The sequence below is a fragment of the Halomonas sp. DP3Y7-2 genome (genome assembly GCF_019800795.1).
GTDB lineage: Bacteria > Pseudomonadota > Gammaproteobacteria > Pseudomonadales > Halomonadaceae > Halomonas > Halomonas litopenaei_A.
This window is the reverse complement of record NZ_JAHVKJ010000001.1, coordinates 675950-688598: the sequence shown is the minus strand read 5'-3', so window position 1 is coordinate 688598 and position 12649 is coordinate 675950. Positions and strand designations below refer to the sequence as shown.

At 61.9% G+C, this 12649-nt stretch carries 10 protein-coding genes; 1 reads left to right on the top strand and 9 read right to left on the bottom strand.

Going from position 1 to position 12649, the window contains the following annotated elements; all coding sequences use genetic code 11:
• The first annotated feature begins 109 nt into the window (after positions 1 to 109).
• A complete protein-coding gene (locus KUV45_RS03045; RefSeq protein ID WP_222162140.1) occupies positions 110 to 1285 on the top strand; it encodes an acetyl-CoA C-acetyltransferase in 1176 nt (391 codons plus the stop codon).
• A gap of 88 nt (positions 1286 to 1373) precedes the next feature.
• Here the strand turns inward: KUV45_RS03045 and KUV45_RS03040 are convergent, their stop codons facing one another.
• The 9 genes from KUV45_RS03040 to nusA all read right to left on the bottom strand — a co-directional run bounded on the left by KUV45_RS03040 (position 1374) and on the right by nusA (position 12630).
• Positions 1374 to 2873: a sodium:solute symporter gene (locus tag KUV45_RS03040; protein ID WP_222162141.1), complete on the bottom strand. Its 1500-nt coding sequence runs from the start codon at positions 2871 to 2873 to the stop codon at positions 1374 to 1376.
• The gene (locus tag KUV45_RS03035) at positions 2863 to 3102 is read right to left on the bottom strand and encodes a hypothetical protein (RefSeq protein ID WP_206942497.1); all 240 of its coding nucleotides are present in this window, start codon (positions 3100 to 3102) and stop codon (positions 2863 to 2865) included. The genes KUV45_RS03040 and KUV45_RS03035 overlap by 11 nt, the downstream gene beginning before the upstream one ends.
• A 63-nt stretch (positions 3103 to 3165) precedes the next feature.
• The gene (locus KUV45_RS03030) at positions 3166 to 4374 is read right to left on the bottom strand and encodes an MFS transporter (RefSeq protein ID WP_224851887.1); all 1209 of its coding nucleotides are present in this window, start codon (positions 4372 to 4374) and stop codon (positions 3166 to 3168) included.
• A 101-nt stretch (positions 4375 to 4475) separates the two neighbouring features.
• Entirely contained in the window at positions 4476 to 6608 is a 2133-nt protein-coding gene (gene pnp / locus KUV45_RS03025) for a polyribonucleotide nucleotidyltransferase (protein WP_222162142.1), read from the bottom strand.
• A 203-nt stretch (positions 6609 to 6811) separates the two neighbouring features.
• Positions 6812 to 7081: a 30S ribosomal protein S15 gene (rpsO, locus tag KUV45_RS03020; RefSeq protein WP_206942494.1), complete on the bottom strand. Its 270-nt coding sequence runs from the start codon at positions 7079 to 7081 to the stop codon at positions 6812 to 6814.
• A 90-nt stretch (positions 7082 to 7171) separates the two neighbouring features.
• Positions 7172 to 8134 carry a tRNA pseudouridine(55) synthase TruB gene (truB, locus tag KUV45_RS03015; RefSeq protein WP_206942493.1) on the bottom strand — a complete coding sequence of 321 codons (963 nt, stop codon included), beginning with the start codon at positions 8132 to 8134 and terminating at the stop codon, positions 7172 to 7174.
• Complete coding sequence (gene rbfA, locus KUV45_RS03010) at positions 8134 to 8550, bottom strand: 30S ribosome-binding factor RbfA (protein ID WP_206942492.1); 417 nt, start codon at positions 8548 to 8550, stop codon at positions 8134 to 8136. The genes truB and rbfA overlap by 1 nt, the downstream gene beginning before the upstream one ends.
• A 21-nt stretch (positions 8551 to 8571) precedes the next feature.
• On the bottom strand, positions 8572 to 11109 hold the full coding sequence (gene infB / locus KUV45_RS03005; RefSeq protein WP_206942491.1) for a translation initiation factor IF-2: 2538 nt from the start codon (positions 11107 to 11109) through the stop codon (positions 8572 to 8574).
• A gap of 27 nt (positions 11110 to 11136) precedes the next feature.
• Positions 11137 to 12630: a transcription termination factor NusA gene (gene nusA, locus KUV45_RS03000; RefSeq protein WP_206942490.1), complete on the bottom strand. Its 1494-nt coding sequence runs from the start codon at positions 12628 to 12630 to the stop codon at positions 11137 to 11139.
• Positions 12631 to 12649: the final 19 nt, after the last annotated feature.

Below are 12649 nucleotides of genomic sequence, written 5' to 3'. Positions count from 1 at the left end.
CCGGTAGCTATACTAAAGTCCCCCGTAGAAACCCGGCATCCGGGGATTGCCGCGCTGCACAAGGCTCCCTATGCTGACGGGACAGCCCCTACAAGTCAGGAGACACTCCATGCAAGAAGTGGTGATCGTTGCTGCACGTCGTACCGCCGTTGGTTCCTTCGGAGGCTCGCTCGCCGGCATTCCCGCCAGCGACCTGGGAGCCGCCGTGATCAAGGACGTGATAGCGCAGACCGGCATCAAGCCGGAAGAGGTCGACGAAGTTCTGTTGGGGCAAGTACTCACCGCGGGAGTAGGCCAGAATCCAGCACGCCAAGCCTCGATCAAGGCAGGCCTGCCCGACGCCGTACCTGCCATGACCATCAACAAGGTCTGCGGTTCCGGCCTCAAGGCGCTGCACCTGGGTGCTCAGGCGATCATGCTGGGTGACGCCGAGGTGATCATCGCCGGTGGCCAGGAGAACATGTCTCTGGCACCCCACGTGCTGCCAAATTCGCGCACCGGCCAGCGCATGGGCGACTGGAAAGCGGTCGACTCCATGGTCAATGACGGCCTGTGGGACGCCTTCAACAACTACCACATGGGCATCACCGCCGAAAACCTGGCAGAAAAATACGGTATCACTCGCGAAGACATGGATGAGTTTGCCGCTGCCTCTCAGCAGAAGGCGGCCGCAGCCATAAAGGAAGGCCGCTTCAAGGGTCAGATCGTCCCTATCGAGATCCCGCAGCGCAAGGGTGACCCGGTCGTCTTTGACACCGACGAAAACCCGCGCGAGGTCACCGCGGAAAAGCTTAGTGGCATGCGCCCCGCCTTCAAGAAAGATGGCACCGTGACCGCTGGCAATGCGTCCTCCATCAACGATGGCGCCGCCGTCGTCATGCTCTGTTCCGCTGCCAAGGCAGAAGCACTCGGATTGACGCCGCTGGCCCGTATCAAGGCCTACGCCAACGCTGGTGTTGACCCCGCCATCATGGGCATCGGACCGGCACCGGCCACTCGCCGCTGTCTGGAAAAGGCCGGCTGGACCCATGAAGAGCTGGATCTTATCGAGTCCAATGAAGCCTTCGCCGCCCAGTCACTTTCCGTCAACAAGGAACTGGGCTGGGACACCTCCAAGATCAACGTCAACGGTGGCGCTATCGCTATCGGTCACCCGATCGGAGCCTCCGGCTGCCGTATCCTGGTCAGCCTGGTCCACGAGATGATCGCCCGTGACGCCAAGAAAGGCCTGGCCACCCTGTGTATCGGCGGTGGTCAGGGCGTGGCGCTTGCCATCGAGCGCTGATCGACAGGTCGACCACAGTGGAAGCACAGCAAAACCCCCGCCAACGGCGGGGGTTTTGCATGTCTGGGTAACGCGCCATCAGGCGTGATCACGCTTCTGCCTGCACGCCACGCGTCGTCCACCAGGGGGCCGCAAGGCGGAAGAAGCGGTCGACCACCGCCGGGTCGGTGGGCGAGGTCATCAGTGTCACGCCGACGAACACCGGCAGATTGATCATCATCCCCCAGAACCCAGCGTGGATACCCAGCGGATGCGGCCACAGCGTGATGCAGGTCACTGTCACGATAAACCCGGCGAGGATACCCGCGATGACCCCTGGCGCGTTCGCTCTGGGCCAGAAGAACATGCCAATAAATGCCGGTACCACCTGAGAGGCGAACCCCAGACCAATCAGCAGGATCATGACCAGGCTACCTGGCTCAGCAATGGCCAGAGGGGCAATGATCAAAGCCATCAGAGCGACCACCAGGCGCTTCGCCCATTGCCCCGCCCGCTCATCTGACCACCCGGCCCAGGGCGCGATCACATCGCGACTCAGGCTCAGTGCCACGGAATGGATAAAGGGCTCCGAAGACGACATGGACGCCGCCAGAGTCCCGGCACCCAACAGCCCCACCAGCACCACAGGCAGATGCGTCATCGCATATTCGAGTACCACCGTGTCCGCTCGATCCAGACCAGGAAGGGCAAATACGCCGATAAAGCCCACCGTCACCAACGGCAGGATCACCAGGTAGTAGCTAGGCAGCCAGGTGGCAGCGAGACGCAGGGAGCGCGCTGAAGTGGCACTCATCCACTGGGTCCATACCGGCGGCATGAAAGACAGCATGGATACGATGATCGATGTGGTCCAGAAGGCAAAACTCATGTCGCCTCCGGCGCCGGGCAGCGTCAGGTACTCGGGACGCTGTTCAAGGACCTGCTGATAGACATCGGCAAACTGCCAGCCACCGGTAAAGACATGGGTGGCCCACAGGCCTACTATCCAGGCCACCACGAACATCAGCACCCCCTGAAACACATTGGTGCGGCCGATGGCACGCTGACCACGCAGGGTGAGATACACAGCAATGGCGCCAAGGACGACCACAACCCCCGCCCATACCGGTATCAGGCCGCCACTCATCACGTGCAGAATGTAAGCCGAGCCGACCGTCTGCAGCACCGCATAGGCCAATGACCCCACCGCCATCACCAGCGCAGCGAGAGCACCAAGCGCTCGACTCTGATAGCGATCGGCGATGGCGCTGGCTTGGGTAACGTGGCCAAAGTGGGCGCCAAAGGCCCATACCTTGGGCCCGAAGTACCACGCTACCAGCGCGAGATACCCCAGATAGACCACCACATAGAACACCGGAATGCCCTTGGCATAGGCCCAACCCGGTGCCCCCATGAAGGTGTAGGCACTGACGCTACCGGCGGCAATCAACAGATACAGTGTGACCGGCCCCATGCTGCGCCCGGCGACTCCCCATTCCTCCAGGGTTGACGCCGAGCGGGATCCGCGACGATGCCCACCCAGACCAATCACCATCGCCACCAGAACATAGCCCAATGTCAGACCAAGCGGCAGCCATTCAGTGCTCACCGTCATCCTCTCCTTTCTCTCGAAGCAAACGATTTCCCAGCAGCATCGCCAGCACGCAGCACAGCAAGATCACATAGCTCCAGGCCACGATAGCGGGGACGCCCAGCACCAACTCGGCCCGGTTGATCCATTCGATCACGGGCCACACACCGGCCAGCACGATCACCCCAAAGATCCCCAGCAACAGCCAGCCTCGCCAGGAGGACGGGCGCACGAAGGATGGAAGCATCAGCATTCCTCACGTTCGACACTTGATGAAAAGAAACACGCAAGATTAGGCCGTTGTACGCCCTCACCCGTGGGAGGATCGCTGACGGCCCACCACGCGTGAGGGTGTCGCCAGCACCAGCAAAGCGGCGAGGGAGAACAGGCCACCCGCTGCCAGGAGTACCGACGACAGTCCCCAGCTATCGACCACCCGCCCGCCGGACAGGGCGCCAAGACCAATCGATAGGTTGAAGACGAAGGCCATCATGGCGGTGGCCGCTTCCGGATTGGTCGCCGAGCGCAGTATCCAGGTTTGAAGGCTGACCGAAATGCCACCGAACACAAACCCCCACAGCATCAACAGCGCGCTTGCGCCGGTCGCGGTGACGCCAAACCACGGAAAGCCCAGCGCCACCCCAGCCAGCACCAGAGGAATCAATAGCACCGTCAGATACGGCTGGCGGCCCGCCAGCCCACCGGCAATGAAATTGCCCATCAGACCGGCAGCACCGAACAGCAGCAACAGACGCGAGACATCACTCAATGGGATTCCCCCGAGTCGCTGCAAAATGGGGCTGATAAAGGTATAGGCGGCGAAGTGACCGACCACGATCAGGGCAGTTGCGAGTGCACCGATACACACGCCTGGCAGTTTCAGCTGTCCGCCCAGGCTTACCAGACGCACCGGTTTCTGCGCGGGCAAGGACGGCAGCAGCTGCCATAGACAGAGACACACCAGCAGGCTCAGCCCACCCAGGGCGGCAAAGGCAATACGCCAGTCAGTGACACCCCCAAGCCAGGTGCCCGCAGGAACGCCCAACACCGTCGCCGCTGCCACACCACTGAAAATGAATGACATCGCCCTCGGCACATGCTCCAGCGCGACCAGCCTGCCGGCCAAACCACCGGCAATGGCCCAGAAACCGCCGATACAGCAGCCGATGAGCACGCGAGTCGCCAACAGCCCTGCGAAGCTGTCCATCAGCGCGCCGAGCACGCTGGCGATGGTCATGACCAGCATGAGGCCTGTCAGCAGATAGCGTCGGTCCAGGCGCCCTACCGCGACCGGCAGCAAAGGCGCGGCAAAGGCGGCGACGACGCCAGGAACCGTAATCATCAGGCCTGCCTGCCCTTCACTGACATCCAGCGACGTAGCGAGCTGCGATAGCAACCCAATAGGCAGCTGTTCTGCCGTGACCAGCAGGAAGATACCTGCCATTACGCTGAACACGGCACACCAGTCTCGTCGCTGGGTGACGGTCGTCATGCCAGAGCCACTACCCTCATCACTCATGCTTGCCTCAAACCTCATCCCCTGCGCACTTGACGATCAGGGGCGTAACACAAAAACGCCCCCGCGGCGTCAGCAACGGGGGCGTCGATGGCTTGCCGTCATTAGACCTCGGCAGCGGCTTCCTCAGCTTCAAAAGCCGCCTTTTCTTCCTCGGTCATTTCTTTGATGGTCAGCTTGACGCGATTGCGGTTGTCGATGTCGAGCACCTTGACCACCACCTCATCACCTTCGTTCAGGTAATCACGCACGTCATTGACACGCTCTGGCACGATCTGGGAGATGTGCACCAGGCCGTCGGTGCCAGGCATGATGTTGACGAAGGCGCCGAAGTCGGCGATACGCACCACCTTGCCGCGGTACAGCTTGCCGATTTCCGCCTCGGCGGTGATCGCCAGCACGGTATCGATGGCCTTCTTGGCCGCCTTCTTGTCCTCGGCGTAGATGCGCACGGTGCCGTCGTCGTCCAGGTCGATGGAGGCGCCGGTATCGTCGCAGATCTTGCGGATGGTGGCGCCGCCCTTGCCGATGACGTCGCGGATCTTGTCCGGGTCGATCTTGATGGTGGCCATGGAGGGCGCGTTGTCGGACACCTCGGCGCGGCTCTCGGCGATCACGGTGTTCATCTGCTCGAGGATGCTGATGCGCGCATCATGGGCCTGGTTCAGGGCCGTTTCCATGATCTGCTCGTCGATCCCCTCGATCTTGATGTCCATCTGCAGGGCGGTGACACCCTCGGCACTACCGGCCACCTTGAAGTCCATGTCGCCGAGGTGATCCTCGTCGCCGAGGATGTCGGTCAGCACGGCGTAGCCGTCGGCGTCCTTGACCAGGCCCATGGCGATACCCGCCACCGGAGCCTTGATCGGCACACCGGCGTCCATCAGTGCCAACGAGGTGCCGCAGACGGAGGCCATGGAGCTGGAGCCGTTGGACTCGGTGATCTCGGAGACCACGCGAATGGTGTAGGGGAAGTCCTCTTCCGCCGGCAGCATGGCCTGGACACCACGACGGGCCAGACGGCCGTGACCGATCTCGCGACGCTTGGGACCGCCCATGAAGCCAGCCTCGCCCACCGAGTAGGGGGGGAAGTTGTAGTGCAGCAGGAAGCGGTCCTTGCGCTCACCTTCCAGCGATTCGATCAGCTGGGAGTCACGCAGGGTGCCCAGGGTCGCGACGACCACCGCCTGGGTCTCGCCACGGGTGAAGATGGCGCTGCCGTGGGTCTTGGGCAGGGTACCGACCTCGATGGCCAGCGGACGCACGGTCTTGTGGTCGCGACCGTCGATACGCGGCTCGCCCTTGATCACGCGAGCACGCACCACGCGCTTCTCGAGACCGGCGAAGGCGCCTTCGACCTCGGAGGCGTCAAACTTGCCCTCTTCTTCACCGGCGAGTTGTGCGACGGCCTCGGCCTTGAGCGCGGACAGGGCATCCTGGCGCTGCATCTTGTCGGTGATGCGGTAGGCCTCGCCGACCTTGGCTTCGAAGCCCTGGGCGACGGCATCCTTGAGCGGCGTATTCTCGGCCGCAGGCTGCCACTCCCACTTGGACTTGCCGGCCTCGGAGGTCAGCTCGTTGATCGCCTGGATGACGGTCTGCATCTCCTGGTGACCGAACAGCACGGCGCCCAGCATCTCGTCCTCGAGCAGCTCTTCTGCTTCGGACTCGACCATCAGCACGGCCTTCTCGGTCCCTGCGACCACCATGTTCAGCTCAGAGCCTTCGAGTTCTTCCACGGTGGGGTTGAGGAAGTAGCCGCGCTCTTCGTTGAAGGCCACGCGTGCAGCACCGATGGGGCCATTGAACGGCACACCGGAAATGGCCAGAGCGGCAGAGGTGCCGATCATCGCAGCGATATCCGGATCATGGTTGCGATCGGTGGACAACACGGTGCAGATCACCTGGACTTCGTTCATGAAGCCCTTGGGGAACAGCGGACGGATCGGACGATCGATCAGTCGAGAGGTAAGGGTTTCCTTCTCGGTGGGGCGTCCCTCACGCTTGAAGAAGCCGCCAGGAATCTTGCCGACCGCGTAGGTCTTTTCCTGGTAATGAACGGACAACGGGAAGAAAGGCTGGCTGGGGTTGGCTTCCTTTCTTGCCACCACAGTGCACAGCACCACGGTGTCGTCCATGGTGACCATCACGGCACCGGTGGCCTGGCGGGCGATACGCCCGGTTTCCAGGGTGACGGTGCTGCGACCGTACTGAAACGTCTTTTTGACCGGATTCACGGCGACTTCCTTTACTTTTCGATGTTTGGGTCGTTTTGACTCGCGCACTATTTTAGGGGGTCAGACCCGCGAGGGCCACCACAAAGGACAAAGGACCTGCCTGGCCTCCCCTACTGCGGCCAAAAACGACAAAGGGCAGCCCCGAAGGACTGCCCTTTGTGTGACGCCGCTTCCACAAGGAAGCCTTGTCATGTCAGCACTGCTTAGCGACGCAGGCCCAGACGCTGGATCAGAGACTGATAGCGCTCGAAATCCTTGCGCTTGAGGTAGTCCAGCAGCTTGCGGCGCTGGTTGACCATGCGGATCAGGCCACGACGGGAGTGGTGGTCCTGCTTGTTGGTCTTGAAGTGATCCTGCAGGCCGTTGATGTTGGCGCTCAGCAGGGCCACCTGAACCTCGGGGGAACCGGTATCGTTGTCACCACGGCCGTATTCGTTGACGATGTCGGCCTTCTGTTCGGCGGTAAGTGCCATCTGTCTCTCCAGTAAGCAATATGCCTGAATGATGAATGTCGGAGACCACGCATATTTGCAGTCTCCAGCTGCCACAACCCCTTGAGGAGGTCAGTCTTGCCCCGAGCCCGCGACGAACGAACTCAGCAGGCGCCGAGGCACGATGTCCCCGACTGGCTCCACCAGACCAAGCCCGATAAAGGACTCGCCCTGATAAAGTCGATACAGTGATCCTTCGCTGGCCGTCATCTGGGCCAACGCGTGCTGCTCCACCTCGCCACGGGCGGTTCGCCCAAAGCGCATGGCCGCGGCACCAGCCTCACTGAGGCGGTGTGCCGGCAGATGCTGAAGCAGGCTGTCGATCGGCGCTAGATGCGCTTCACGTGCGGCGGCGTCATCGGCCTCGAGCATCTCGAAATCGAGCATGCCCTCGGCATCGAAAGGGCCTGTCTTGAGCCTTCTGAGCTGCGAAATATGTCCTTCGCATCCCAGCGCCTTGGCCATGTCCTCGGCCAGGGTACGCACATAAGTGCCTTTGCTGACCCGGACCTCCAACTCGAAGGCGGGTGCATTCCCGGCAAGGCTCGTCGAGAGTAGCCGGGCATCATACACCCTTATCCGTCGCGTTGCACGATCTACGCTTTTGCCCTCTCGGGCTAGTTCATACAACTTGCGCCCCTGATGTTTCAGCGCAGAGTACATTGGTGGCAGCTGATCCTGCTCACCAATGAAGCTGTCGACCATGGAAGCAACATCCGCCTCGCACAGCGAGGGCACCACACCCTCGGCAATGACGTTGCCCTCGGCATCACCGGTGTCCGTGCTGCGACCCAGTTCCACCCGGGTCCGGTACACCTTGTCAGCTTCAAGCAAATGGCTGGAAAACTTGGTGGCTTCGCCGAACAGTACCGGCAAAAGCCCCGTCGCCATGGGGTCCAGCGTACCGGTGTGACCGGCCTTCTGCGCCTGGTACAGGCGCCTCGCCCGCTGCAATGCGAAATTGCTGGACATGCCCTTTGGCTTGTCCAGCAACAGTACGCCGTCGATCGGTAATCCTCGGCGACGACGAGCCATTAGTCCTTGGCCCCGTCTTCACCCTCGGAAGTGTCATCCTGATCATCGGCGTGGCGCGAACGATCGCTCGCTACCGCCTCCTCAATCAGGGACGACAGGTGCTGACCGCGAACCACGCTTTCATCGTAATGAAAGCGCAATTCCGGCACATGGCGCAGCTTGATACGACGCGCCACCTGGCTACGCAGGAAACCACCAGCGCGCTTGAGCACCTGAAGGTTTTCCTTGATCCGCTCGGGGTCTTGCTCCCCCAGCAGGGTGATATGCACGTCGGCATAGCCAAGATCACGGCTGACCTCGACGCCGCTGACGGTGACCATCCCCAGGCGCGGGTCCTTGACCTCGCGCTGGATCAGGACCGCCAGCTCCTTCTGGAGCTGGTCGGCCACTCGGTCGGTACGCTTGAATTCGCGCATGGATAACGACTCCCCGAACGCTTACAGCGTGCGCTCGACCTTGACCTGGTCAAAGACCTCGATCTTGTCGTTGACCTGGACATCGTTGTAGTTCTTCACGCCGATGCCACACTCCATGCCGTTGCGCACTTCCTGGACGTCGTCCTTGAAGCGGCGCAGCGACTCGAGCTCACCTTCGTAGATGACCACGTTGTCGCGCAGCACGCGGATCTTCTTGTTACGGAAGACCGTGCCTTCGACCACCATACAGCCAGCCACCGCACCGATCTTCGGTGCACGGAAGACGTCACGGACCTCGGCCACACCGACGATCTCTTCCTTCCACTCAGGCTCGAGCATGCCGCTCATGGCCTGCTTGACCTCGTCGATCAGGTGGTAGATGACGCTGTAGTAGCGCAGCTCCAGACCTTCACGCTCGATGATCTCGCGGGCAGCCGCGTCGGCACGCACGTTGAAGCCGACCACGATGGCCTCACTGGCCAGGGCCAGGTTGGCATCGGTACCGGTGATACCGCCGACACCGGAGGACACCACGGAGACCTGCACCTCGTCGGTGGACAGCTCCTCGAGGGCGCCTTTGATGGCTTCCAACGAGCCCTGCACATCGGCCTTGAGCACGATGTTGACCTTGGCCGCCTCTTCCTGACCCATCTGCGAGAACATGTTCTCGAGCTTGGCCTTCTGCTGACGTGCCAGACGGATCTCGCGGTACTTGCCCTGACGGAAGTTGGCCACTTCACGGGCCTTCTTCTCGTCGGCGACAACCATGAAGTCATCACCGGCTTCCGGCGTGCCGTCGAGGCCCTGGATCTCCACCGGCATGGCGGGACCCACCGCATCGACCTGCTTGCCAAGCTCGTTGGTCAGCGCACGTACGCGACCATAGTGCAGGCCTGCCAGGACGATATCGCCCTTCTTCAACGTACCGTTCTGGACCAGTACGGTAGCCACCGGACCACGTCCCTTGTCGAGCCGCGACTCGACCACCACGCCCTTGCCAGGCGCGCTCGGGACTGCCTTGAGCTCGAGCACTTCGGACACCAGGTGGACCGCTTCCAGCAGCGCCTCGATGCCTTCGCCGGTCTTGGCGGAGACGTGGACGAACTGGGTGTCACCACCCCATTCTTCCGAGATGACGCCGTGCTGGGACAGCTCGTTCTTGACCCGGTCGGGATCGGCTTCCGGCTTGTCGATCTTGTTGACCGCCACCACCATCGGCACTTCCGCTGCCTTGGAGTGCTCGACCGCTTCGATCGTCTGAGGCATCACGCCGTCGTCGGCAGCCACGACCAGGATGACAACGTCAGTGGCCTTGGCACCACGAGCACGCATGGCGGTGAACGCCGCGTGTCCAGGCGTATCCAGGAAGGTCACACCATCACTGTCGTCTTCGACGTGATAGGCACCGATGTGCTGGGTAATGCCCCCTGCCTCACCGGTAGCCACCTTGGCACGACGAATGTAGTCGAGCAGCGAGGTCTTGCCGTGGTCGACGTGACCCATGACCGTGACCACCGGAGAGCGAGTGATTTCCTCACCCTCGTAGGAGATGGCTTCGAGCACTTCGGTCTCGAGGGCATCATCCTTGACCAGCTTGGGCGTGTGACCCATTTCTTCCACCACGATCGCCGCGGTGTCCTGGTCAATGGTCTGGTTGATCGTCACCGCCGCGCCCATGGTGAACATGGCCTTGATGACTTCGTTAGCCTTGATCGACATCTTGTCGGCGAGGTCCGCCACCGAGATGGACTCGGGAATGGACACTTCACGGACGATCGGCTGGGTCGGCTTCTGGAAGCCATGCTTGCCGTTGCCCTGGCTGCCACCACGGCGGCTGCCACGACGCTCGGCACGCTTGACCTTCTTGCCGCCACCGCGGCGACGCTCTTCGCGATCGCTACGGTCGTCGTCGTCACGCTCGTTGCGACCCTTCTTGCCGCCCTTGCCCGCAGCCTTCTTGACGGCAGCGCGGCGCACATCACCACGGCCTTCCTTCGGCGGCGCCGGGGGCTCGTCTCCGGCAGGAGCGGAGGTATCGAGCTCGGGCACGGGGATATCGGGCACTGCGGCGGCCTGTTCAGCTTCACGCTGGGCCTTGGCCGCCTGCTCGGCTTCCTGAACCGCCTTCTCTTCGGCGCGCTGCTTGGCCGCTTCGGCTTCTTCAGCCTCACGACGCGCACGAGAATCGGCCATGTCACCGACCAGCTGACGCGGACCGTGGTCCTCGGCCGGGGCCGGAGTTTCTTCCGGGGTCTCTTCGCGCTTGACGTAGGTGCGCTTCTTGCGAACCTGCACCTCGATGGTCTTGCCGCGCTCGCTCGTCTTGATCTTGCTGCGCGTCTTGCGGGTCAGGGTGATGCGATTGCGCGCACCAGCACCGACGCCTGCACCACCACCGTGGCTCTTGGTCAGGAAGTCCAGCAGCTTGCGCTTGTCTTCCTCGGACACGGCATCGCCTTCCGACTTGTGCTCGAGTCCGGCTTCTTTCATCTGCTCCAGCAGACGGGGCACTTCACGCCCCACCTTTGCTGCAAAATCCTTAACGGTCATCTCTGACATTACGACCCTCCTCAGCCCGTGACCCTGTTACTGTTCGCTCTCGAACCAAGGCGCACGGGCGGTCATGATCAATGCCGCGGCGCGCTCTTCGTCCACCTCTTCGATGTCCACCAGATCGTCGACGGACTGTTCGGCCAGATCTTCCATGGTCTTGATACCACGGCTAGCCAGAATGAAGGCCAGGTGGCGCTCCATACCGTCCATCTCAAGCAGATCATCCGCCGGCTGGGCTCCGTCCAGTTCCTCCTCGGAGGCAATGGCCAGGTTCAAGAGCTCGTCCTTGGCGCGAGCTCGAAGCTCCTCGATGAGGTCTTCGTCGAACTCTTCGATTTCCAGCATTTCCTCGACCGGCACGTAGGCCACCTCTTCCAGAGAGGTGAACCCTTCCTCGACCAGCAGCCGGGCGACATCATCGTCGATGTCCAGATGCTGAACGAAGTGCTCGACCAGGCTGTCGATTTCCTGATCGCGCTTGGCCTCGGCGTCGGCTTCGGTCATGACGTTGATACGCCACCCGGTCAGCTCCGACGCGAGACGCACGTTCTGACCACTACGGCCGATGGCCTGGGCCAGGTTGTCTTCCGCTACGGCGACGTCCATGGCATGGGCATCTTCATCCACCAGGATGGAGGCCACGTCCGCCGGCGCCATGGCGTTGATCACCAGCTGTGCAGGATTGTCATCCCACAGCACGATGTCGACGCGCTCATTCTGAAGCTCGGAGGACACCGCCTGTACCCGCGAACCGCGCATACCGACACAAGCACCTACCGGATCAATCCGACGATCATTGGTCTTGACCGCAATCTTGGCGCGAGAGCCAGGATCACGTGCTGCACCCTTGATCTCGATAAGCTGCTCGGCGATTTCCGGGACTTCGATCTTGAACAGCTCGATGATCATCTGCGGGTTGGTACGCGACAGAATCAGCTGCGCACCGCGCGCCTCGGCGTCGACCTTGACCAGCAGGGCACGCACACGCTCGTTCATGCGATAGCGCTCGCCGGGAATCATCTCACTGCGCGGCAGGAACGCTTCAGCGTTGTCACCCAGGTCAATGATCAACCCGTCACGTGTCGTCTTCTTGACGATACCTGCCACCAGCTCGCCTTCGCGTTCGGCATAGATACGTACGACTTCGGCACGCTCAGCTTCGCGGACCTTCTGCACGATCACCTGCTTGGCGGTCTGTGCGGCGATACGACCGAAGGCGGCATTTTCGATGCGTTCTTCAACCACGTCACCCAGGCCCAGCGGTGGATCGCGCTTTTCGGCGAAGGTCAGCTTGATTTCGGCATCCGGGCCGTCGAAGTCGTCGTCCTCGACCACCACCCAGCGACGGAAGGTCTCGTACTCACCCGTCACGCGATCGATGTGCACGCGCACGCTGGCTTCCTCATCCTCGAAGCGCTTGCGCGAGGCACTTGCCAGCGCAGCTTCTACGGCCTCGAAGATGACCTCGCGGGGGACACCCTTTTCATTGGAGATCGCATCAACGACCGCCAGAATTTCTTTACTCATGCCTTAAAGCCTCGCCAAA

Coding starts and splice junctions, on each gene's coding strand:
- KUV45_RS03045 (WP_222162140.1), top strand. CDS start 110: ATGCAAGAAGTGGTGATCGTTGCTGCACGTCGTACCGCCGTTGGTTCC.
- KUV45_RS03035 (WP_206942497.1), bottom strand. CDS start 3,102: ATGCTTCCATCCTTCGTGCGCCCGTCCTCCTGGCGAGGCTGGCTGTTG.
- KUV45_RS03030 (WP_224851887.1), bottom strand. CDS start 4,374: ATGAGTGATGAGGGTAGTGGCTCTGGCATGACGACCGTCACCCAGCGA.
- rpsO (WP_206942494.1), bottom strand. CDS start 7,081: ATGGCACTTACCGCCGAACAGAAGGCCGACATCGTCAACGAATACGGC.
- truB (WP_206942493.1), bottom strand. CDS start 8,134: ATGGCTCGTCGTCGCCGAGGATTACCGATCGACGGCGTACTGTTGCTG.
- rbfA (WP_206942492.1), bottom strand. CDS start 8,550: ATGCGCGAATTCAAGCGTACCGACCGAGTGGCCGACCAGCTCCAGAAG.
- infB (WP_206942491.1), bottom strand. CDS start 11,109: ATGTCAGAGATGACCGTTAAGGATTTTGCAGCAAAGGTGGGGCGTGAA.
- nusA (WP_206942490.1), bottom strand. CDS start 12,630: ATGAGTAAAGAAATTCTGGCGGTCGTTGATGCGATCTCCAATGAAAAG.